This is a genomic window from Agromyces tropicus (genome assembly GCF_039531345.1).
Taxonomy (GTDB): Bacteria; Actinomycetota; Actinomycetes; order Actinomycetales; family Microbacteriaceae; genus Agromyces; species Agromyces tropicus.
Genome location: NZ_BAAAPW010000003.1, coordinates 50,514 through 72,216 on the forward strand (window position 1 = coordinate 50,514; position 21,703 = coordinate 72,216).

The 21,703-nt window shown below is 71.7% G+C and carries 15 protein-coding genes and 2 tRNA genes; 13 read left to right on the forward strand and 4 right to left on the reverse strand.

Going from position 1 to position 21,703, the window contains the following annotated elements; all coding sequences use genetic code 11:
* Positions 1-713: 713 nt before the first annotated feature.
* Positions 714-2,120 carry a M23 family metallopeptidase gene (locus ABD230_RS11280; protein ID WP_344373476.1) on the forward strand — a complete coding sequence of 469 codons (1,407 nt, stop codon included), beginning with the start codon at positions 714-716 and terminating at the stop codon, positions 2,118-2,120.
* Positions 2,121-2,428: 308 nt separating this feature from the next.
* Positions 2,429-3,367 (forward strand): endonuclease domain-containing protein, encoded by a 939-nt coding sequence (locus ABD230_RS11285; protein ID WP_344373478.1) that lies wholly within the window; start codon positions 2,429-2,431, stop codon positions 3,365-3,367.
* A gap of 212 nt (positions 3,368-3,579) precedes the next feature.
* Here the strand turns inward: ABD230_RS11285 and ABD230_RS11290 are convergent, their stop codons facing one another.
* A complete protein-coding gene (locus ABD230_RS11290) occupies positions 3,580-5,262 on the reverse strand; it encodes a glycoside hydrolase family 13 protein (RefSeq protein WP_344373480.1) in 1,683 nt (560 codons plus the stop codon).
* A 250-nt stretch (positions 5,263-5,512) separates the two neighbouring features.
* On the opposite strand from ABD230_RS11290, the gene ABD230_RS11295 reads away from it, so the two are divergent.
* From ABD230_RS11295 to ABD230_RS11325, 7 genes are all read left to right on the forward strand, one after another.
* Positions 5,513-6,745, forward strand: a complete 1,233-nt coding sequence (locus tag ABD230_RS11295) for a sugar ABC transporter substrate-binding protein (protein ID WP_344373481.1) — start codon at positions 5,513-5,515, stop codon at positions 6,743-6,745.
* A 95-nt stretch (positions 6,746-6,840) separates the two neighbouring features.
* A complete protein-coding gene (locus ABD230_RS11300; RefSeq protein WP_344373483.1) occupies positions 6,841-8,463 on the forward strand; it encodes an ABC transporter permease subunit in 1,623 nt (540 codons plus the stop codon).
* Positions 8,463-9,449: a sugar ABC transporter permease gene (locus ABD230_RS11305; protein WP_344373486.1), complete on the forward strand. Its 987-nt coding sequence runs from the start codon at positions 8,463-8,465 to the stop codon at positions 9,447-9,449. The genes ABD230_RS11300 and ABD230_RS11305 overlap by 1 nt, the downstream gene beginning before the upstream one ends.
* A gap of 174 nt (positions 9,450-9,623) precedes the next feature.
* On the forward strand, positions 9,624-10,124 hold the full coding sequence (locus ABD230_RS11310) for a DUF4190 domain-containing protein (protein ID WP_344373487.1): 501 nt from the start codon (positions 9,624-9,626) through the stop codon (positions 10,122-10,124).
* Positions 10,125-10,188: 64 nt separating this feature from the next.
* Positions 10,189-10,260, forward strand: a tRNA-Thr gene (locus ABD230_RS11315).
* Positions 10,261-10,293: 33 nt separating this feature from the next.
* Positions 10,294-10,367 (forward strand) — tRNA-Met (locus ABD230_RS11320).
* A 194-nt stretch (positions 10,368-10,561) separates the two neighbouring features.
* Positions 10,562-13,027 carry a CHAT domain-containing protein gene (locus tag ABD230_RS11325; RefSeq protein WP_344373489.1) on the forward strand — a complete coding sequence of 822 codons (2,466 nt, stop codon included), beginning with the start codon at positions 10,562-10,564 and terminating at the stop codon, positions 13,025-13,027.
* Between the two features lie 132 nt (positions 13,028-13,159).
* On the opposite strand, the gene ABD230_RS11330 is transcribed toward ABD230_RS11325, so the two are convergent.
* Positions 13,160-14,959, reverse strand: a complete 1,800-nt coding sequence (locus ABD230_RS11330) for an acyl-CoA dehydrogenase family protein (protein WP_344373491.1) — start codon at positions 14,957-14,959, stop codon at positions 13,160-13,162.
* Positions 14,960-15,231: 272 nt separating this feature from the next.
* Here ABD230_RS11330 and ABD230_RS11335 point away from each other — a divergent pair, with 272 nt between their 5' ends.
* Complete coding sequence (locus ABD230_RS11335; RefSeq protein ID WP_344374321.1) at positions 15,232-16,665, forward strand: MFS transporter; 1,434 nt, start codon at positions 15,232-15,234, stop codon at positions 16,663-16,665.
* 151 nt (positions 16,666-16,816) lie between these two features.
* Complete coding sequence (locus ABD230_RS11340; protein ID WP_344373494.1) at positions 16,817-17,725, forward strand: alpha/beta fold hydrolase; 909 nt, start codon at positions 16,817-16,819, stop codon at positions 17,723-17,725.
* Between the two features lie 66 nt (positions 17,726-17,791).
* Here the strand turns inward: ABD230_RS11340 and ABD230_RS11345 are convergent, their stop codons facing one another.
* Together ABD230_RS11345 and ABD230_RS11350 are read right to left on the reverse strand one after the other, a co-directional pair.
* Complete coding sequence (locus tag ABD230_RS11345; protein WP_344373495.1) at positions 17,792-18,244, reverse strand: PPC domain-containing DNA-binding protein; 453 nt, start codon at positions 18,242-18,244, stop codon at positions 17,792-17,794.
* 80 nt (positions 18,245-18,324) lie between these two features.
* Positions 18,325-18,951, reverse strand: coding sequence for a TetR/AcrR family transcriptional regulator (locus ABD230_RS11350; RefSeq protein WP_344373496.1), 627 nt, complete (start codon positions 18,949-18,951; stop codon positions 18,325-18,327).
* Between the two features lie 253 nt (positions 18,952-19,204).
* Between ABD230_RS11350 and ABD230_RS11355 the strand changes: the two genes are divergently transcribed.
* Both ABD230_RS11355 and ABD230_RS11360 read left to right on the forward strand, forming a co-directional pair.
* Positions 19,205-20,569: a purine-cytosine permease family protein gene (locus tag ABD230_RS11355; protein ID WP_344374326.1), complete on the forward strand. Its 1,365-nt coding sequence runs from the start codon at positions 19,205-19,207 to the stop codon at positions 20,567-20,569.
* A gap of 33 nt (positions 20,570-20,602) precedes the next feature.
* Positions 20,603-21,673: a C45 family autoproteolytic acyltransferase/hydrolase gene (locus ABD230_RS11360; RefSeq protein ID WP_344373498.1), complete on the forward strand. Its 1,071-nt coding sequence runs from the start codon at positions 20,603-20,605 to the stop codon at positions 21,671-21,673.
* The last annotated feature ends 30 nt before the right edge of the window (positions 21,674-21,703 follow it).

Consider the following 21,703-nt stretch of genomic DNA (forward strand, 5'->3'; position numbering starts at 1 on the left):
CGGGACCCGTCGACCACCCGACCGGTCCGATCTCCGGCGGGGGAGTCCCCGCCGGGGGCGCCGCAGCGCCCGCACCCGCGGCGTCGACAGCGCCCGCACCCGCGCCTGCGGCGTCGGCAGCACCCGCACCCGCGCCTGCGGCGAGGCCGAATCCATGGCCCACCCGCCGGCCCGGCGAGCCCGTCGACGGCTGGACGCCGCAGCGCCGACCCGCCGACGCTCCGTTGCCGTCGGCCGGGCAGCGACGCGCCGACGTCCCGGGCGAATCGGCGCGGGTCTTCGAGGGGACGCAGTCGGGCACGCTGCGGCCGACCGACTGGACCCCGCAGCGCGACGACCGCGGATCCGCGGCCTCGGCACCACCCGCGCGCCGGCCCGAGGCCGGTCGGGCCGAGCCACGACCGCCCCGCACGCACCAGGCGCGGGATGCGCACGAGGCCGCCCGGCACCCTGCGGACCAGCGCCCCGACCCACGGCAGCCCGGTGCCCGACCGTCCGTCGACACCCACGGAGATCGTCGTCACGACGGCCGCCGCGACGACCCCGGCCACCACGATCCGCGGTCGCTCGACCGGCGTGATCGGCAAGCCCGGCCCCACGACCCGCGCCCGCCGCAGGCAGCCGGCACGGCCACGGGCGATGCACGACTCGCGCCGGCGCAGCGGCCGGCCGGCCCGGGCGCAGCACCCGACACCGGATCGCCGCGCGGCGGCGTGCCGGGCCGACGGCCGATCGACGGCGCACAACGGCCGATCGACGGCGCACACGCCGGGCGCCGCGTCGGCGACCCCCGCGGCGAGGTGCCCGACGGGTTCGACCCGCGCGATCCCCGCGCGGCGGCCGCCGCACAGCGGCGTCCCGCCGACGCCGGCCAGGCGCCCGCGGCGCCCCGCGATCCCCGGCGCACGGGCCCGATCGGCCGGCCGGAGCCGTCGGACCGCCGCCCCACCGCACCGGGCGAGCCCGGCGCCGCACGTCGCACCGGGCCGATCCAACCGCCGCACGCCGGCCGCGAGCTCGCCCGACGCGAGGGCGCTCCGAACGCTCGTCGCGACGACGCCCCGATCGCCCGTCGAGAGGCCGACGACCAACGTCGTCCGTCCGCGCCCGCCCGGTCGCCGCAGGACCACGAGGCGGATCGCGCCGGAGACATCAGCGACCTCCTCGGCTTCGGCAGCGCGCCCGCAGGGCGCGAGGTGCGCGAACTCGACGCCGGCGTCGCGGCGCAGCAGTCCGAACCGCACGGCGAGCGGCGCACGCCCGCGGCCGACGGGCCCGGTGCCGCCGAGGCATCCGCTCGCCGCCTGCCCGTGGGCCGTCGGACCCCGAACGACCGTCGCGTGCCGGACCGCCCCGCGCCCGCGCCGAGTGGAGCGCCGTTCGACGGCACGCGGCCGCCGGGTCGAGGGGCCCGCCGCGGCACGATGCGCCGGCTCTCCGGCGTGATCGCCATGGGGTTCGTCGCGATGCTCGCGCTCGCGACCTCCGTGCCGGCGCTGTCGCTCCTGACGCCCGAGGAGGTGCAGGCGATGGCCCTCACGCAGACGTACACGACCCGGGACGGCCAGCGCGTCGACATCTCCGGCAACGCGCTCGCGGCGGACGTCGACCGCGAGGTGTACCAGACGCAGACCATCGAGGAGTACGCGCAGGCCGCCGGCATCCGCGCCGAGGCGACCTTCACGAACAACCCGCTCGGTACGATCCAGTGGCCCTTCGCGGTCGGCGTGCACATCGGCGACCGGTTCGGCTACCGGAACTGCTACGGCTGCTCGTCGGACCACCACGGCCAGGACTTCAACCCGGGCCTCGGCGCGCAGATCCAGGCGATCGCCGACGGCGTCGTGTCCGAGTCGACCGACGCGGGCGGCTCGCTCGGCGTCGTGATGATGATCGACCACGTCATCGACGGCCAGGTCGTCACGAGCGTCTACGCGCACATGGAATACGGCTCGCGCCGATTCGAGGTCGGCGACACCGTCGAGGTCGGCGACGTCGTCGGCACGACCGGCAACACGGGCATGTCGACCGGCCCGCACCTCCACTTCGAGATCCGCATCGGCGGCAAGGACGGGTACTGGGTCGACCCGCTCGAGTGGCTCTACGCCAACACCAACTGACCCGTTCCGCCCGCGGCCCGCTCCGCGGGCGTCGTCGTGCGCGCCTGCGCGCGGTGCGCGCCCCTCCGCAGGGCCGCCGCCTCGCGGCGCGGCGACGGCAGACTGGCCCCCTCCGGGGGCGAGTTCGCAGGACCAGGGCGCACGGAGGGCTCCACCGTGCCCTGTCGGCCGGCTCATCCTGCGAATCACCGCCGGCCGGGCCGCGAGGTTTCACCCGCGCGCGTCCTGGTCGGGGAGTCGATGCGGGTGCAGGGCCACCCTGTGCACAACGGCCCGCGGGCACGCGCGCGAGCCGCGAGACTTCGAGCGTGCCCGTGTCCGCCGCCACCGTGGTCCGCGCGCACGGCGGCGCCCTGCCGTACCGTGCCCTCGACGAGTTCGGCGTCTCGCGGGCAGCGGTCGCGTCTGCCGTCCGTCGCGGTCGCCTCGTCCAAGTCAGGGAACGCTGGTTCGCCGTGCCCGACGCACCCGTGGATGTGGTCCGCGCGGTGCGCGTCGGGGGCAGCCTGACTGCGTCATCCGTTGCCCGGCTCGAGGGACTCTGGGTCCGCGACGACCCACTCCTGCACGTCCGGGTGCCACGCTCGGCGGGGAGGCTGTGGTCGCCGTCGCCTGACGGCCCCCGCGTGCCACTGGACCGGGACGCACACCGCGTCTGCGTGCACTACCGCACGGTGCCGGGCCGTCCCACCGCCCGAGACGACCTCGTCATGGCGCTCGCGGAGATGGCGAGGTGCGCACCGCGGCTCGATGCGCAGATCGCCATCGACTCCGCCCTGTCGCTCGGTCGCATCGGCGGCGCGGACCTCGCCGCGCTGCGCGAGCTCGTCGGCGCCAGCCGCCGCGGAATCGTCGATCTTGCGGACGCTGGGTGCCAATCGGGCGTCGAGACGATCGTTCGCCTGATGCTCCACGGGCATCGGGTCCGCCATCGCACCCAGGTCCGCATCGACGGCGTCGGTCGCGTCGACGTCCTCGTGGGCGACCGCCTCGTCATCGAGATCGACGGACAGGGATTCCACACCGGTCCGGAGTTCGAGCGCGACCGCCGGCGCGATTTCGAGCTGATGCTGCGCGGATACCTCGTCGTCAGGGTGAGCTACGCGATGGTCATGCGGGAGTGGGACGCCGTGCGAGGCGGACTGCTCGAATTGATCGAACGCGGCGACCATCGTTGGGGAGGCCGCGCCCGCCCGCGGCCGCGCGACCCTCGCCGCTCGCTCGCACGACGTCACATCACCGATTGAAGCCGGGTTCGCAGGATGAGGCGAGCGTTGACGGTCATAGTGATTCCAACGGGCCGCTCATCCTGCGAACTCGGAGCGAGCGGTGGCCAGAGGGCAGGGGCCGAGGGCGCGGAGCGCGCGGCCCTGGAGGGCGAAGGGCGCGGAGCGCGCCGCGCGCGGCGCGGGGCGGATGCCGCGCGGCATCCGCCCCTCGACGGCGTTCGGGCTGCGGCTTAGGCCTGCAGCCAGACGGTGGTGTCGCCCGGCAGGCGGCCGCCGTCGAGGTCGCCGCTGGCGAGGATGACGTCGCCGGCGGGGAGGTCGACGGGCTCGGAGCCCGTGTTGGCGACCACGAGCACGTCGCGGTTGCGGACGGCGAGCACGCCGTCGCCGGCGCCCTCCTGCCACGCGAGCTCACCGGTCGCGAGCCCGCGGGCGCGGCGCTCGGCGAGCGCGGTGCGGTACAGCTCGAGGGTGGAACCGGGCACCCCGCGCTGGCGGTCGCGCGCGACGCGCGCCCACTCGGCGGGCTGGGGCAGCCACGAGGCATCCGTCGGCCCGAAGCCGTAGGAGGGCGCGTCGGCCTCCCACGGGATGGGCACGCGGCATCCGTCGCGGCCGTAGCGCTCGCCGTTCGTGCGGAACCAGGTCGGGTCCTGACGGGCCTCGTCGGGCAGGTCGACGACCTCGGGCAGCCCGAGCTCCTCGCCCTGGTACAGGTAGGCCGAGCCGGGGAGGGCGAGCATCAGCGCGGACGCCGCGCGCGCACGGCGCAGGCCGACCACCGGGTCCGGCAGGCCGGGGCTCTTCGGGCCGATGCCGTGGCCCTGGAGGCTGTCCGAGGTCAGCGCCAGGCGCGAGGCGTGGCGGATGACGTCGTGGTTCGAGAGCACCCACGTCGACGGGGCGCCGACGGCGGCGAACGTGTCGATCGAGTGGTCGATGACGGCGCGGAGCGCGTCGGCCTTCCACGGCGTCTCGAGGTAGGCGAAGTTGAACGCCTGGTGCATCTCGTCGGGCCGCACCCACTTGGCCACGCGCGAGAGCGGGTCGACCCAGGCCTCGGCGGCCAGGATCCGCTCGCCGTCGTACTCCTCGAGCACCTTCCGCCAGTCGCGGTAGACGTCGTGCACGCCATCCTGGCCCCAGTACGGGGCGCCGTCGCCCTCGTCGTGGATCTCGGGCTCGAGGGGCACCCCGGCCTCGAGGCCGTGCGCGTTGCCGCCCATCGACCCGGCGTCGGCGGGCGGGGTGTAGTCGGGCAGGCCGTCGGCCTTGATGAGGCCGTGGGCCACGTCGACGCGGAAGCCGTCGACGCCGCGGTCGAGCCAGAACCGCAGGATCCGCCGGAACTCCTCGCGGACCTCCTCGTCGTTCCAGTCGAAGTCGGGCTGCGAGCTGTCGAAGATGTGCAGGTACCACTGCCCGGGCGTGCCGTCGGGGTCGGTCGTACGGGTCCACATCGACCCGCCGAACACCGACTCCCAGTTGTTCGGGGGAAGTTCGCCCTCGGCGCCGTTGCCGTCGCGGAAGATGTAGCGCGCGCGCTCGCGGCTGCCGGGCTCGGCGGCGAGGGCCTCCTGGAACCACGGGTGCTGGTCGCTCGAGTGGTTCGGGACGAGGTCGACGATGACCTTCAGTCCGAGCCGGTGGGCCTCGGCGAGCATGTCGTCGAAGTCGGCGAGCGTGCCGAAGCGGGGGTCGACGTCGCAGTAGTCGGCGACGTCGTAGCCCGCATCCTTCTGCGGCGACGTGTAGAACGGCGACAGCCAGATCGCGTCGACGCCGAGCTCGGCGAGCGCGGGAAGGCGCGTGCGGATGCCGGCCAGGTCGCCCATGCCGTCGCCGTTCGCGTCGGCGAACGAGCGGGGGTAGATCTGGTAGATCGCGGCGGTGCGCCACCAATCGGAAGTCATGCGGAAACCCTAAGCCAATCTCACATATCTGAAAGCGTTTGCAGACTAGAACGCCCCGGAGGAGCCTAGCAAGCCGGTATCGATCGGGTAACGCCGAGTTGTCAATGTGACGCGGAGCAGGTACAAATAAAATCGCTTGCAATCCCATCGCGGGCAACCACAAACGGAAGAACGGCCTTTCGAGCACGGTGCGAGGAACTCCCCACCAGGCGAAGGCGCCGGTCTCACGCACACTGAGAAGGGCACACCAATGCGGGTGAACAAGAAGAGCCTCCTCGCGGCCGGCGCAGTCGCCGTCGTCGCGACGCTGGGTCTCGCCGGTTGCTCCGGCGACTCGGGCGACGACAACGGGTCGGCCGCCGAGAGCGGCGGCACGCTGACCGTCTGGGTCGACGCCGAGCGCGTCGACGCGCTGCAGGGCGCAGCTGACGCCTACACCGAGGCGACCGGCGTCGAGGTCGACCTCGTCGGCAAGGACAACGCCACCATCAAGGACGACTTCATCCAGCAGGTCCCGACCGGCGAGGGCCCCGACATCACGATGGGCGCGCACGACTGGCTGGGCGAGCTCTCGACCAACGGCGTCGTCGCGCCGCTCGAGCTCGGCGACTCGGCCGCCGACTACCTCCCCGTCGCGATCGACGCGGCGACCTACGAGGGCACCGTCTACATGCTCCCGTACGCGGTCGAGAACATCGCCGTGCTGCGCAACGCCGACCTCGTCGCCGAGCCGGCCTCGAGCTTCGACGACATGATCGCCAAGGGCAAGGCCGCCGGCCTCGACCACCCGTTCGTGGTGGAGCAGGGCGCCGAGGGCAACCCGTACCACCTCTACCCGTTCCAGACGGCGTTCGGCGCCCCGGTGTTCGGCACCAACGACGAGGGCTACGACCCCACCGACCTGCAGCTCGGCAACGAGGGCGGCATCGAGTTCGCCAAGTGGCTCGGCAGCCAGGGCAAGAACGGCACCGGCGAGTTCAACACCGACATCGACGGTGACATCGCCAAGCAGGCCTTCCTCGACGGCACCGCGGCCTTCTGGCTGACCGGTCCGTGGAACGTGGGCGCGGCCATCGACGGCGGCGTCAACGTCGCGATCGACACCGTCCCGAGCCCGACCGGTGAGGCCGCCTCGCCGTTCGCCGGCGTCAAGGGTTTCTTCGTGTCGTCCGAGTCGGAGAACAAGGTCGCCGCGAACGACTTCCTCGTGAACTACATCGGCACCGAGGACGTCCAGCTCGAGCTGTTCAAGGCCGGCAACATCCTGCCCGCCCTCTCGGCCGCCGCCGAGTCCGCGTCGAGCGACCCGATCATCGAGGGCTTCGCGGCCGTCGGCCAGGAGGCCGTCCCGATGCCGGCCATCCCCGCCATGGGTTCGGTCTGGCAGTACTGGGGCATCGCCGAGGCCTCGATCATCAACGGCGAGGACCCGACGGCGACGTGGGAGAAGCTCACCGCCGACGTCCAGGCTGCGATCGGCTGATCCGGCCACGAGGCTCCGGGCCGGATGCCGCGAGGCGTCCCGCCCGGAGCCGCAGCCGTATCCGGAGCGTTCCACGAGATGAGCGAGCAGAGCTGATGAGCACCACGACCGACGAGGACGTCGTCACCGAGACGGCGACCCCGCCCACGAAGCGCCAGCGCCGCGCCGCGGCGATCGCGGATGCCGCATCCGGCGGCGTGCGCACCATCCTGATCAAGCTCCTGCTGCTCGGCATCGTCGACGCGATCGCGGTCTACGCGCTCTTCGTCCTCGCGCTCTCGCAGGACTGGCTCGTGTTCGCCGTCGTCGCCGGCGTCACGGCCCTCGTCAACTGGATCTACTTCTCCCGGCGACGCCTCCCGGCGAAGTACCTCACGCCGGGCGTCATCTTCCTGGTGCTGTTCCAGGTGTTCGTGCTCGTCTACACGGGCTACATCGCCTTCACCAACTACGGCACCGGCCACAACGGCTCCAAGGAGCAGGCCGTCAGCTCGCTCATGGCCGCATCGCTCGAGCGCGTGCCCGAGTCGCCGACCTACAAGGTCACCGTCGTCGACCAGCTCGGCACGCTGGGCCTGCTCGTGACCGACCCCGACGGCGACGTCAGCGTCGGCACCAACGAGCAGCCGCTGCAGCCGGTCGACGGCGCCGAGGTCGAGGGCGGCAAGGCCGTCGCGATCGACGGCTGGACCTCGCTGCAGTTCTCCGAGGTCATCGCCCGGACCGGCGAGATCACCGAGCTCGCGGTGCCGTTCTCGGACGACCCGAACGACGGCGCCATCCGCACGCCCGACGGCTCCAACGGCTACCTCTACACCTCGAACCTCGAGTACGACGAGGCGGCCGGCACGATGACCGACCTCGGCACCGGCACCGTGTACTCCGACATCGGCACGGGCGCGTTCACCGCCGACGACGGCACCGAGTTGCTGCCCGGCTGGCAGATCACGGTCGGGTTCGACAACTTCGTCCGCGCCGTCACCGACACCCGCCTCGCGGGCCCGCTCGTGTACGTCACGCTGTGGACCTTCGCGTTCGCGCTCATCTCGGTCGCGACGACGTTCTTCCTCGGCCTCTTCCTCGCGCTCGTCTTCAACGACATGCGCATGCGGGGCCGGAAGTACTACCAGGTCGTCATGATCATCCCGTACGCCATCCCGTCGTTCCTCTCGGCGCTGGTCTGGGCGGGCATGATGAACGAGAGCTTCGGCTTCATCAACCAGGTCATCTTCGGCGGCGCCGCGATCCCATGGCTCACCGATCCCTTCATGGCGAAGGTGTCCGTGCTGATCGTGAACCTCTGGCTCGGGTTCCCGTACATGTTCCTCATCTGCACGGGTGCGCTGCAGTCGATCCCCGACGACGTGAACGAGGCATCCAGCATCGACGGCGCGTCGGCGTGGCAGACGTTCCGGCACATCAAGCTGCCGCTGCTGCTCGTGAGCGTCGCGCCGCTGCTGATCGCCTCGTTCGCGTTCAACTTCAACAACTTCAACGTCATCTACATGTTGACGAACGGCGGGCCGCGCGACACCGGCGCGCCGATCCCGGTCGGCTTCACCGACATCCTCATCTCGATGGTCTACAAGGTCGCGTTCACCGGCCAGAACCGCGACTACGGCCTCGCGGCGGCGTACTCGATCATCATCTTCATCGTCGTCGCGGTGATCTCGATCATCGCGTTCCGCCGAACCAAGTCGCTCGAGGAGATCAACTGATGTCGGACCAGCAGGCGATCCCCGGCTCGGACACGGGCCTCCTCGAGGGCGAGATCCGCGAGGAGGGCGACGCGGTCCGTGCGGGCCGCGACCCCGAGCTGCGCACCACGGCGACCGCGCCGAAGCGCCCGTTCCGCTTCGACCGCTGGTTCAAGGCCACCGGATGGCGCCACCTCGTCGGCCTCGTGGTCGTCGCGTTCGCGCTCTTCCCGGTCGTGTTCGTCATCTCGTCGTCGCTCAACCCGAACGGCACCCTCACGGGCTCGAACGCGCTGTTCTCGCAGATCGGGTTCGACGCCTATGCGCGGATCCTCACGAACCCGCAGGTGCCGTTCACGACCTGGTTCGCGAACACGCTCATCATCGCGGGCGTCACCGCGATCCTGACGGTGTTCCTCGGCGCGCTCGCGGCGTATGCGTTCTCGCGCATGCGCTTCACCGGCCGCCGCTTCGGCCTCATCACGATCGTCGTCGTGCAGATGTTCCCGCAGATGCTGGCCGTCGTCGCGATCTTCCTCGTGATGACCGCGATCAGCGATTGGTTCCCCGCGATCGGCCTGAACACGCACATCGGCCTGATCATGGTCTACCTCGGCGGCGCGCTCGGCGTGAACACGTACCTCATGTACGGCTACTTCAACACGATCCCGTCGTCGATCGACGAGGCGGCGAAGATCGACGGTGCGGGCCATGCGCGGATCTTCTTCACGATCATCCTGCGCCTCGTCGCCCCGATCCTCGCGGTCGTCGCGCTGCTGTCGTTCATCTTCTCGGTGAACGAGTACGTCGTGGCCTCGGTGATCCTGATCGACACCGAGAACCAGACGCTCGCGGTGGGCCTCACGAAGCTCGTCTCGAACCCGCGCTACGCGGACTGGGCGGCGTTCTCGGCGGGCGCGGTCATCGCGGCGCTGCCGGTCGTCGTGCTGTTCCTCTACCTCCAGAAGTACATCGTCGGCGGGCTCTCGGCCGGGTCCGTGAAGTAGCGCCGACCACGGCGACGGATGCCGCGACGCGGGGGCCCCGCGCCGCGGCATCCGTCGTCTCGGGGTCGGAAGTCGCCTCGCGACGGGAGGGGCGCGCGGGGCCTACGGCCCGACGGCGGCACGCGCGTGCTCGGTAGCATGGACGGACCGCTTCGCACGCGACCGGGAGTGACCATGGACGCCGACCAGAACCGCTCGCCCGACGACCGCGAGGCGCCGCCGCCCGCGCCGCCTGCACCGCCGGTCCCGCCCGCGGCCGCGCCGCCCGCCGCCGCGCCGACGCCCTACGGCGCGCCGCCGGCCGCGCCCGGGTACGGGATGCCTCCGGCTGCCCCCGGCTACGGAACGGCGCCGGTATCGGGCGCCTACGCCCCCTACGCGAGCCGCCCGGCGCCGCCGCCGACCAACACCCTCGCCTGGGTGAGCTTCGGGCTGGCGCTGGGGTCGATCTTCTTCGGATTGCTCACCTCGGTCGCCGCGGTCGTGTGCGGCCACATCGCGCGGAGCCAGATCCGCCAGCGGGGCGAGGAGGGCAACGGGATCGCGCTCACGGGCCTCATCCTCGGGTACGTCGTGACGGGCCTCTGGGTCGCCGGGATCGTCGCCTACGGGCTGTTCGTGATCGTCGCGATCGTCGGCTACGGGATCTCCACCGGAGTGCCCTCCAGCCTCTGACCGCCGATTTAGCGTGGACGCGCCGAGGTGATATTCTCGTGTGGTTGCCGCGACAGCGGCGCACGCCCCGATAGCTCAGTGGTAGAGCACTTCCATGGTAAGGAAGGGGTCGTCAGTTCAATCCTGACTCGGGGCTCTGGTTCCTCCGGCTCGACCGGGGAAGCCTCGCGGCGGGGTAGCTCAGGTGGTTAGAGCACACGGCTCATAATCGTGGTGTCGCGGGTTCGAGTCCCGCCCTCGCTACCGTGAATCATCGGTTGATCCGGAGTCTCTTGTCCTTCTGAAGGGCACGGACTCGATGAGTCCAGCGTTCGTACGGTGCGATCCGCCGGATTCTCGTGCCTCTTGGATGGCGCTGCGGCGTGATCCGGAGGACACTGGCAGGAGAGGCCCCGACTCGGGGTTCTGGGAGGATCGCATCATCCGGGGGGCGGCTGATGTCCGTCAGCGAATACGACGACCTCGAGTTGCGCATCGACCGCGATGCCGACGGATCCTACCGCGTGCTGGCCCGCGCGCCCGACGGGCGGACCGCGCGTGGATCGTTCACGTCGCCCATGACCGACGATGACCTCGACGACTTCGTGCAGCGCGTCGGACTGGCCCGTCGGCGCGGCGACTCGGGGGACGCGAGGATGAAGGCGATCACCGAGTTCGGCGCGGATCTCTTCGACGCCCTGATCAAGGACGAGGTCGGCACGGTGTACTACTCCGCGCGCAGCGCGGCCGCCGAGCATGATCGGGGTCTCCGCATCACGCTGCGGCTCTCGGGTTCGCCTGAGCTGATGCGGCTCCCGTGGGAGTTCCTCTACAAGCGCCCGCGTTTCATCGCGCAGTCGACCTACACCCCGATCGTCCGCGCACTCGACGTCGACTCCGCGATGCATCCCCACGAGCTGCGGCTGCCGATGCGGATCCTGGCGATGGTGAGCAGTCCTGCCGGCTACCCGGAGCTCGACGCCGACACCGAGCGACGGAACCTCGAGCGCGCCCTCGCCCGCCCGGGCGCAGCCGGGCTGGTCGAGGTCACCTGGCTCGACCGCGCCACCCTGGGCGAGTTGGGGCGCCGGGTCGCGGAGCCCGACGAGATCCACGTGCTGCACTTCATCGGCCATGGAGCATACGACGAGGCGACGGAATCGGGCGTGCTCGTCCTCGAGACCCCGCAGGGACGCGCGCATGACGTCTCGGGCGAGGAGATCGGGGCGATGCTCCAAGACGAGACGAGCCTGCGGCTGGTGGTGCTGAACGCGTGCGAGGGGGCGCGGAGCTCGCACGTCGACCCGTTCTCGGGCGTGGCGACGAGCCTCGTGCAGTTCGACATCCCCGCCGTGATCGGAATGCAGTTCGAGATCACGGACGATGCCGCGATCGCGTTCAGCGAGAGCCTCTACACCGGCCTCGCGACCGGCTTGCCTGCCGACGCGGCGCTCGCACCTGCCCGACGCGCCATCATCGGGGCGATGCACGCCACGGAGTTCGGGACACCGGTGCTGTTCCTGCGCGACGGCGATGCGAGGCTGTTCGACGTCGCGGATGTCCCCGCGGAACTCCCTGCTCCTGCTCCGGCTGCCGCGCCGGCTCCGGCGGCTGGGGCGGCGGTCGAGGAGGAGGATGGGTCCGCTGAGCCCGTCGTGGCGAGCCTCGACGGTCCGGGGCCGATCGATGCGGTCCCGCCGATGCCGACGGCCGGGTCGGAGACCACCGCCGAGTCGCAGCCCGAGCGGGCGCGGACGACCTGGCCGCTCGGGCCCCTCCTGCTCGCGTGGACCGCGGCGGGGCTGCTCACGTTCTCGGTGGCGACGTGGATCTCCGTCTGGATCGAGTGGAACGTCGCGGCGGGCGTTGCCCAGTACTCGGCTCAGGCCCTCGCCTTCGCGGCCCTGGCCCTATACCACCTCGCCCGGGAAGACCGGGACCGGATCGCGGCCGCCCTGCTCGGGGTCGCAGCGATCGCCGGCGTGTACATGGTGATCGTCTTCGACTCCGTCTACGAGAGTTTGGCCTGGGGCGCCGTCGTCGTCGGACTCGCTCTGATCGGCGTCGGAATCCGAGTGTGGGCCGTCGCGGCGAAGCGGACTTCGCCGTTCACGGTGAGTACGCGCATTCCCGCGCCGTTCATCGTCTTCGCGGGCATCGCATACCTGTCTGCCGCGATGGTCCTCTTCGACCGCGTCGTCTGGGATTGGGACCCGGTGTTCGCCTGGACCTGGCCGTTCGCGATGCTCGCGGTGGGCGCCGGCTATGTCCTCGCCGCGCACGTGCTGGCCCGGGAAGAGCGGTCCACCCGGGCCCCTCGCGACATCAGCTCCGCGGTGACGGCCCAGCGTCGGCGCTTCGCGAGATCCGTCGTCCTGGCCGGGCTCGGGGTGGCATCGCTCGCCTACACGTCCTGGATGGTCTTCGGCGTCGTGGTCCAGCCGGGGGACGCCTTCCAGCTCGCACCGGCTGCGTTCCTCGGGCAGACGCTGGCGTTCGGTGCGTTCGCGGTGCACCACCTCACTCGCCCGAATGGCGATTCGGTTCCGGCATCGGTCGGATACGCGATCGTCGCGGGGGTGAGCGCGGTCACCGTGTGGAACGTGTCGACGGATCTCGAGTCGAGAGCGTGGGGGGACGCAGCCCTCCTCGGGCTCTTCCTCATCGCGATCGGGGGGTGGCTCGCCGTTGCCGGGCGACGCGGGGCATCGCCATTCGCAGTGAGCCTGAAGGCGCCGTCCCCCTACGTGATCGCGCTCGGCGCCGTCTATGCGGTCGCCGCAGTGCTCCGGGTGGCTGGTGCAGGCGATGTGTCATTGGTCATCGATTGGATCATCCTCCCCATCGCCGTGCTCGGTATGGCGGTCGGGTACGTCATCTCGGCCGTGCTCCTGGTGCAGGCGGGTCGGCGCGGACTTCAGTAGCGCAGGCGGCTCTCGGAGGCTCGCAACGTCACGCCCTCGCCGGCGGACCGAACACGATCGCGTCCATGGAGCCGCACGACCGCGGGGGCCGCGCCGATCGGCGCGACCCCCGCGGTGTCGTCGGGCGATGCGTCAGACGCGCGCGCCGCGCCGCGCCACCACGTCGCCGAGCGCGTCGGCGTCGAGCGCGAACAGGTCGCGCGACCCGGCCGTCGCCGCGGGGACGAGGCCGGCCACCGCTGGGAGCAGCTGCTCGGCGTAGAAGCGTGCCATCGGCAGCTGCGTCGCCGCGATGGCGTCGCCGTCGAGCTCTCGGGCGGCGAGTGCGGACTTCGCGAGGAGCCATCCGCCGACCACGAGACCCCAGATGCGCAGGTACGGGCTGGAGCCCGAGAGCACCGAGTTCGGGTCGGACTGGCCGGTGCTGAGCATCCACGCGGTGGTCTGCTCGAGCATGTCGAGGCTCGTGCTCAGCTGCGCCCGGATGGACGCGAACTCGTCGCCCGCGTCCGCCAGCTCGCCGTCGAGTTCGCGCATGGTGGCGATGAACTCGAGGAACGACGCGCCGTTCCGGACGCCGAGCTTGCGGCCCACGAGGTCGGCGGCCTGGATGCCGTTGGTGCCCTCGTAGATGGCGGCGATGCGCACGTCGCGGTAGTGCTGGGCGGCGCCGGTCTCCTCGATGAAGCCCATGCCGCCGTGGATCTGCAGTGCGAGCGACGTGAGCTCGTTGCCGAGGTCGCTTCCGAACGACTTGCAGATGGGGGTGAGGAGGCCCACGATCTCGTCCGCGCGGGCGCGGGTCGCGGCATCCGGGTGGTGGGTCGAGATGTCGACCTGGACGGCGTTCAGGAGCATCATGCGGCGGAGCGCGGCGATGTACGACTTCTGCGTCATGAGCATGCGGCGCACGTCGGGGAACTCGATGATCGGCGAATCCTGCGTGGCGCCGATCGCGCGGCCCTGGATGCGGCCCGTCGCGTACTCGAGCGACTGCTGGTACGCGCGCTCGGCCACGGCGAGCCCCTGCGTGCCCACCGAGACGCGCGCGCTGTTCATCATCACGAACATGATCCGCATGCCGAGGTTCTCGTCGCCGATGAGGTACCCGGTGGCGTCCTCGTACGACAGCACGCAGGTGGGGGAGCCGTGGATGCCCATCTTGTGCTCGACGCCGACGGTGTGCACCCCGTTGCGCTCGCCGATCGAGCCGTCGTCGTTCATGAGGAACTTCGGCACGATGAAGCACGAGATGCCCTTCGTGCCGGCGGGCGCGTCGGGCGTGCGGGCCAGCACCAGGTGCACGATCTGGTCGCTCAGGTCGTGGTCGCCGAACGTGATGAAGATCTTCTGGCCGGTGATGCCGTACGTGCCGTCAGGGCGCTTGACGGCCTTCGTGGTCAGGGCGCCCACGTCGGAGCCGGCGTGCGGCTCGGTGAGGTTCATCGTGCCGGCCCACTCGCCGCTGACCATCTTCGGCAGCCAGGCCTGCTTCTGCTCCTCGCTGCCGTAGTGCAGGAGGGCCTCGATCGCGCCCTGCGTGAGCAGGGGCGCGAGCGAGAAGGCCATGTTGGCCTCCATCGTCAGCTCCTGGATGGCGAGCCCGATCGCGCGCGGGAAGTCGCCGCCGCCGAACGCCTCGGGCAGTGGGACCGACCCCCAGCCGGCCTCCACGTAGGCGGCGTAGGCCTCCTTGAACCCGGTCGGCGTCGTCACCGTGCCGTCGGGGTTCAGCCGGGCACCCTCGAGGTCGCCGGCGCGGTTGGTGGGGGCGACGACCTCGGCCATGAAGCCGCCGACCTCCTCGAGGATCTCGGTGGCCGTGTCGAGGTCTGCGTGTTCGAAGCCCGGGAGCTCGGCGACCCGGTCGTAGCCCACGACGTGCGTGAGCGCGTACGCCAGGTCGGCGACGGGCGGACGGAAATCAGTCATCTTCGGACTGTAGGCGCGGCCATCCGCGTGCGGGCCGAATCTGTCGCTCTCGACGAAGCACGTGGGTCGAACGGGCGCGGATGTTGTGCCTCCCGTCAGTCGGACCCGCCGACCCGGGGCGGCCCGGCCCGTCCGCCCGGTCGGGAATGGAATGCCGCGCATCGCGTTGGCCTTCATCAGGGGTCGTCCGCGTCGGCGGTCGGGCCGAGCGAGGAGGACGTGTGACCGAGCAGACCGCCGTGGGATTGCGCTCCGAACGCGGCCCGGTGCTGATGGCCCTGATGCTGTGCACCGGGCTGGTCGCGATCGAGGCGACGATCCTGGCGACGGCGGTGCCGTCGATCGTGGCCGACATCGGCGGCTTCGCCCAGTTCCCGTGGCTGTTCTCGATCTACCTGCTCGCCCAGGCCGTGTCGGTGCCCGTGTATGCGAAGCTCGCGGACACGATCGGCCGCAAGCCGATCATGCTCGTGGGCATCGGGGCGTTCCTCGTCGGGTCGATCCTCGCGGGCTTCGCGTGGGACATGACCTCGCTCATCGTCTTCCGCGCGATCCAGGGCCTCGGCGCCGGCGCGGTGCTGCCCGTCTCCATCACCATCACGGGCGACATCTACACCGTGCGCGAACGCGCCCGGGTCCAGGGCTACATCGCGAGCGTGTGGGCCGCGTCATCCGTCATCGGCCCGTCGCTCGGCGGACTCTTCGCCGAGTTCCTCTCGTGGCGGTGGATCTTCTTCGTCAACATCCCGCTGAGCATCATCGCCGCGTGGATGCTGATCCGGCACTACCACGAGCGCGTGGAGCGCAAGAGGCACCGCATCGACCTCGCCGGCGCGAGCGTGCTCACGGTCGGGCTCACGCTGCTGATCCTCGCGGTGCTCGAGGGCGGCCAGGCCTGGGCGTGGAACTCGTGGCAGAGCATCGGCGCGTTCGCCCTCGCCGCCGTGCTGCTGGTGGCGTTCGTGTTCATCGAACGGCGCGCGGCGGAGCCGATCCTGCCGCTCTGGGTGTTCTCCCGGCGCCTCATCCTCACGACCTCGCTCATCTCGCTCGGCGTCGGCGCCGTGCTCATCGGCCTGACCTCGTACGTGCCGACGTACCTCGAGATCTCGGCCGGCCAGTCCCCGCTCGTATCGGGCCTCGCGGTCGCCGCGCTGACGCTCGGCTGGCCGATCTCCGCGTCGCAGTCCGGGCGGCTGTACCTTCGGATCGGCTTCCGGAACACGGCGTTCCTCGGCCTCGCCATCGCCGTGCTCGGCGCGTCGGGACTGGTCGTCGCGACCTTCGCCCCCAACCCGGTGACGACGGCGATCGCCTGCTTCGTCGTGGGTCTGGGCCTCGGCCTCGTCGCCTCGCCGACGCTCATCGCCGCGCAGTCGTCCGTACCGTGGTCGGAGCGCGGCGTCGTGACGGGAGCCAACATGTTCCTCCGCTCCATGGGCAGCGCCGTGGGCGTCGCGGTCTTCGGTGCCGTCGCCAACGGCGTGATCGCCGAGTCCGGGCTCGGGATCCACTCGCCCACGGCGATCCGCATCGCCTCGGCGGCGGTGTTCATCGGCGTGGTGATCGCGGCGGTCGCGACGGTCGCCGGTGCCGTGGCGATGCCGCGCGCGCACGTCGACGACATCGAGCACCGGCCGGCCGAACCGGCGGAGCCCGCCGCCGCGGGCTCGGCCGAACCGGCGGAGCCCGCCGCCGCGGGCTGACGAGCGGATCCGGCCCGTCGCGCCCGAGGCGCAGGACTCGCCGCCCGCAGGGCGCTCCAGCGCGGCGCTCCCGTGCGGCGCGCCGCGGGCCGGAGGTCCCATCGGGCGCAGCCCGTTCGTGGTCAGATGTGCCCGACGAGGGGGTGCGTCGATGGCCAAGACGAGCGCGGCGGCGGCGGATCGGTGGCGCGAGCGGCGGACCCCGCGTCGCCAGGTCTCGGGCCTCGTGGAGCGATGGACCGTCGTCGACGGGGTCGACGTCTTCTACCGGGAGTCGCCCGACCCGCCGCCCGACGCCCGCGTGATGATGCACGTGCACGGCTTCGGGATGTCGGGCCGGTACCTCCTGCCGACGGCGGAGCTGCTCGCCGACGAGTTCCACACGTTCGTGCCCGACCTGCCCGGGTTCGGCCGCAGCGGCCGCCACGAGGAGGGCCTCGACATCCCGGACCTCGCGCGGGCGGCGGTCCGGTTCCTCGACGACCGCGGGGTCGAACGCGCGACGCTCGTCGGGAACTCCATGGGGTGTCCGGTGATCCTCGAGTTCGCGAGCCGCTTCCCCGACCGCATCGACCGCGCCGTGCTCGTGTCGCCCGCGGGCGGCGTGTTCAACCGGCCGCTGTCACGGGCGATCCGGCAGCTCGCGCAGGACGGGACGCGCGAACCGCCGCGGATGGCGCGGGTCGCCGTGCCCGACTACGCGCGGTTCGGGGTGCCGAGCACGCTCAAGCTCTTCCGCGCGCTCACCCAGTACCCGTCGCTCGAACGGCTGCTCGAGCTCGAGCTCCCGTCGCTCGTCGTGCTCGGGGACCGCGACCCGCTGATGCCGGGACCGGCGCGCGTGAAGGAGGTCGCCGGGCAGATCGACAACCACGTCCTGGCCGTGACCATCGAGGGCGCTGCACACGCCATCAATTTCAGCCACGCGCGTGCGCTCGCCCACATCATCCGGCGGTTCATGGACGACCGCTCGATCATCGACGATCCCACGTGGACGGGCGGCGCCCGCGTGGTGGAGATCCACCGCGGCGTTCACCATCCGCCGGCGAAGGACGCGTAGGGCCGGTCCGGCCCGGCAGCGGTCGCCACGCAGGGCTCGGCCGGTCTCGCAACGGATGCCTCGGGCTCAGCCCTCGTCGGACCTGCCGACCGAGATGAGCGCGAGCCCGGTGCCGCGGTCGAACCGCTTGCGGAGGTGTGCCGGGGTCTCGGTGACGACCACCTCCATCGTCGGGAAGGCCTCCAGGGCCATCAGGTGGCCGCCGATCACCGCGTAGTCGCGTCGCGCGAGGGTGATGTGGAGGTGGAGCGCGGGCTCGCCGTCGTCCTCGGTGAGGTCGCCCAGCGCCGAGCAGATCTCGAGTTGCTCGTCGAAGTCCTGCTCGAGGTACTCGTTCGACTCGGGATCGAAGTAGGCGAGCCTGACGGAGGATGCCGCGCCGATCGCCGACACCGATGCGCCGAAGATGCGGCGCGATGCGGCGAAGCGGACGATCTCGGCGACCGCCTCGTCGCCCTTGTCCATCACGAGGAGATGCGTCGCGAGGCCCTCGGCCTCGCCCAGCAGGATGTGCTTCATGTGGCCGCCCTTCGTCGGGACCCCATGCTTCGCCCGCTGCGGGCCGGCGTCGACCGGGTTGGCGCGGTCGGCCGATCGCGCTAGCCGCCCCGCCGCAGCGCCCCCGCCCGGAGGCCCAGCGCCCACTCCGCGACATCCGCCACGAAGTGCCCGTAGGCGTCGTGCTCGAATGCACCGGGGTCGTTGGCGTACGCGCCGACGCCGTCGACGGCGATGAGGATCCGGATGCAGGCGGCGAGCGGGTCGACGCCCTCGGTCACGTCGCCGGCGACGATCGCCGCCTCGATGAGCTCGACGAGTCGGTCGCGGTCGATCGCCTCCTGCTCCTCGAGCGCCTCGGCGAGCGCCGGGCGGAATCGGGAGAGGTGGCGGGCGTTGAGCCAGAGTCGGGAGAGCTCCCGCGACTCCGGCCCCTCGGCGCGAGAGACGAGCTGCGCCATCCGCTGCATGGGGTCGCCCTCGGCGGGGATGAGCTCCTCGCGTTCGTGCGCGATGGCCTGGACGAACGCGGCGATCACGAGGTCCTCGACCGCGGGGAAGTAGTGGGTGATGAGGCCGGGCCGCACGCCGAGCCGTTCGGCGACCGCGCGAACGGTGATCCGCTCGAGTCCCTCGCCCAGCGCGATCGAGGCGGCCTCGGCGATGATCTCGGCGCGCCGCTCCTCGGGCCTGCGCCGCGTCCGCGGCGCAATGGGACTTGACACCATGCGACCGATGTTATTGGATAAGCGACCAATAAGGTATTGGTCGCATGACCAATAACGTGTCAGGTCGCTGGTGACGAAGGCGTGCACCGGCCTTGCCGAAGGGTTCCCCGTGTCGCACTCCACCCCCCAGCCGACCGCTCCGCCCGACGCGGCCGCCCGCGCCGTTGCGCCCGCCCGCGCCGACGCGGCCGCCCGCACCGACGACCGCACCGACGCGTACGTCGACCTCGCGACGCGCCCCGAGACGCGCGGCATCGAGCTCGTCCGCCCCTCCGAGCGCCACGGCCGCGCCCGCGAGCTCTTCTGGGTGTGGGCCGCCCCGAACGTGAGCGTCCTGAACTTCACGATCGGCGCGACGATGATCCTGCTCGGGCTCGAGCTCTGGCAGGCCCTGCTGCTCATCGTGGCAGGGAGCCTGCCGTGGATCCTCACGGGCATCGTCGCGACCAGCGGGCCGGCGGCCGGCACGTCGGGCTCGGTGATCAGCCGGGCCATGTACGGCGTGATCGGCAACAAGCTCGTGATCCTGCTCACGGGCTGGCTGCTCTCCGCCGTCTTCCTCGCGTTGAACTGGCTGGCCTCGTCGTTCATGGGCGCCGAACTGCTGGCCGGACTCGGGTGGACGGACCCGGTGCTCGTCCCGGTCGTGGTCACGCTCGTGGTCTCGCTCGTCACCGTGCTGGTCGCGGTCTACGGCCACGGGCTGATCGTGAAGACCTACCCGGCGGTGACGATCGGACTCGTGGTCGTCTTCGTCGCGGTGAGCGCGTTCATCCTGCCGCACGCCGACTGGGGCTACCGGGCCGCCGAGCCGCTGGAGGGCGTCGGCCTGTGGTCGGCACTCACGATCGGGTTCACCATCCTCGCGGCGACCCCGCTGTCGTACATCAACAGCCCCGACATCGCCCGCTACCTGCCGCGATCCGCCCGCCCGTCGCACATCGTCGCCGCCACCGCGCTCGGCGGCGCGCTGCCGTGCATCGCGTTCACCGCGATGGGCGCGCTGCTCGCGACCGGGATCGACGCCGCCGCGATGGACCTCGGGATCGAGTCGGCGCTGCTCGGCATGCTGCCGGCGTGGCTCGCCCCGGTCTTCGTCGTCGCCGTCATCGTCAACACGATCTCGCTGAACGGCATGACCACCTACACGTCGAGCATGGCCCTCCAGTCGATCGGCATCCCGATGCGCCGCATCCCGGCGGCGATCCTGGTCGGCGCCATCGGCACCGCGCTGACCGTCTACCTCGTGATGTCGACGAGCCTGCTGGAGGCCGTGAACCTCATGCTCCAACTGCTCATCGTGGTCACGGGGCCCGCCATGGCGATCTACCTCACCGACCAGGCGCTGCGGCGCAATCGCTACGACGGGTCGGCGCTGCTCGACCAGGAGCGCGGCGGTCCGTTCTGGTACACCGGCGGGTGGAGCATCCCGGGTCTCGTCGCAGCGGCGACCGGCGGCCTCGCCGCCGCGTGGTGCCTGACGACCGAGGCCGGCGCGGGCCCGATCGCCGAGGCGCTGGGCTTCGTCGACCTGTCGGTCCCTGCCGGCATGGCCGTCGCCGGCCTCGTCTACCTCGGCCTGTCGCGCACGCGGCTCGCTGGCCCGACGCGCCCCTGAGCGCGCAGAATCGAAGTACCCGAGAGGACCCACGTGACCATCACCGTCTCCTTCACCACCGCGACGACGCCGTTCGAGCGCGGCCGGTCGTTCGGCGCCGCGAACGCGGCCGACCTCCGCGCCAACTGGGAGGGGTACCGCGCCTTCTTCGGGCTGTTCGACCTGTCGGACGCGGCCGTCCGCGAGGTCGCCGACGGATGCCGCGAGCGACTCGCCGGCTGGGCGCCCGACCTCGCGATCGAGCTCGACGGCCTCGCCGAGGGTGCCGGCCTCGAGCGATGGGAGACGGCGGCGATGACCGCGCGGAGCGAGGTCGTCGCGCCGTTCCGCGCACCGGGAGAGTGTTCGACCGCGATCCACCTGCCCGAGGGCGCCCCGCCGCGCACCCTGCAGACCTGGGACTGGAACGACCGGATGACCGAGGGCAAGGTCGTCCACCGCTACGCGACCTCCGCCGGGCGCACGGTCACGACCTTCACCGAGTTCGGCATCCTCGCGAAGATCGGGGTCACCGACGCCGGCCTCGGGGTGCACTTCAACCTGCTCCAGCACGACGCCGACGGCGGCGAGCCGGGCGTTCCGGTGCACGCCGTCGCGCGGCGGATCCTCGACGAGGCCACGACCGTCGACGACGCCGAGGCCATCGCGAGGTCGGCGCCGGTGTCGGCATCCGTCGTCTTCTCGGTCGTCACCTGGGACGGCGAGCGGGCGGATGCCGCGGCCATCGAGTGCTCGCCCGTCGGCGTCGCCCGCGTGCCGGTGGGCGATCGCGGCCACCTCTGGCACTCGAACCACTTCGTCGACGCGGGGCTCGCGACGGGCGAGCGCCTCGGCGCGATCGACCCGGACACCTACGAGCGCTTCGACGAGCTGGCGCGCCGCATCGACGCGCTCGAGTCGCCGGACCTCGCGGAGCGGGCATCGGCGTTCGTCGCCCACGCCGAGGACGGCGCCGCACTGTGCTGCCATCCGGACCCCGACGTTCCCGCCCACGCGCGCTGGCGGACCCAGGCGATGGTGTCGCTCGACGTCGCCGCCGCGCGGCTCCACGTGCGCGACGGCACCCCGTGCGTCGGCGACCTGCGGGAGTGGCTCGTGGTCTGATCCTCGCCGGCCGGAGCCGGGGTTGTGGGC

Excerpts from the sequence above, each read along its gene's own strand:
- ABD230_RS11290 (WP_344373480.1), bottom strand. The coding sequence starts at position 5,262 with ATGACTTCCGATTGGTGGCGCACCGCCGCGATCTACCAGATCTACCCC.
- ABD230_RS11295 (WP_344373481.1), top strand. The coding sequence starts at position 5,513 with ATGCGGGTGAACAAGAAGAGCCTCCTCGCGGCCGGCGCAGTCGCCGTC.
- ABD230_RS11300 (WP_344373483.1), top strand. The coding sequence starts at position 6,841 with ATGAGCACCACGACCGACGAGGACGTCGTCACCGAGACGGCGACCCCG.
- ABD230_RS11305 (WP_344373486.1), top strand. The coding sequence starts at position 8,463 with ATGTCGGACCAGCAGGCGATCCCCGGCTCGGACACGGGCCTCCTCGAG.
- ABD230_RS11310 (WP_344373487.1), top strand. The coding sequence starts at position 9,624 with ATGGACGCCGACCAGAACCGCTCGCCCGACGACCGCGAGGCGCCGCCG.
- ABD230_RS11325 (WP_344373489.1), top strand. The coding sequence starts at position 10,562 with ATGTCCGTCAGCGAATACGACGACCTCGAGTTGCGCATCGACCGCGAT.
- ABD230_RS11330 (WP_344373491.1), bottom strand. The coding sequence starts at position 14,959 with ATGACTGATTTCCGTCCGCCCGTCGCCGACCTGGCGTACGCGCTCACG.
- ABD230_RS11335 (WP_344374321.1), top strand. The coding sequence starts at position 15,232 with ATGGCCCTGATGCTGTGCACCGGGCTGGTCGCGATCGAGGCGACGATC.
- ABD230_RS11340 (WP_344373494.1), top strand. The coding sequence starts at position 16,817 with ATGGCCAAGACGAGCGCGGCGGCGGCGGATCGGTGGCGCGAGCGGCGG.
- ABD230_RS11345 (WP_344373495.1), bottom strand. The coding sequence starts at position 18,244 with ATGAAGCACATCCTGCTGGGCGAGGCCGAGGGCCTCGCGACGCATCTC.
- ABD230_RS11350 (WP_344373496.1), bottom strand. The coding sequence starts at position 18,951 with ATGGTGTCAAGTCCCATTGCGCCGCGGACGCGGCGCAGGCCCGAGGAG.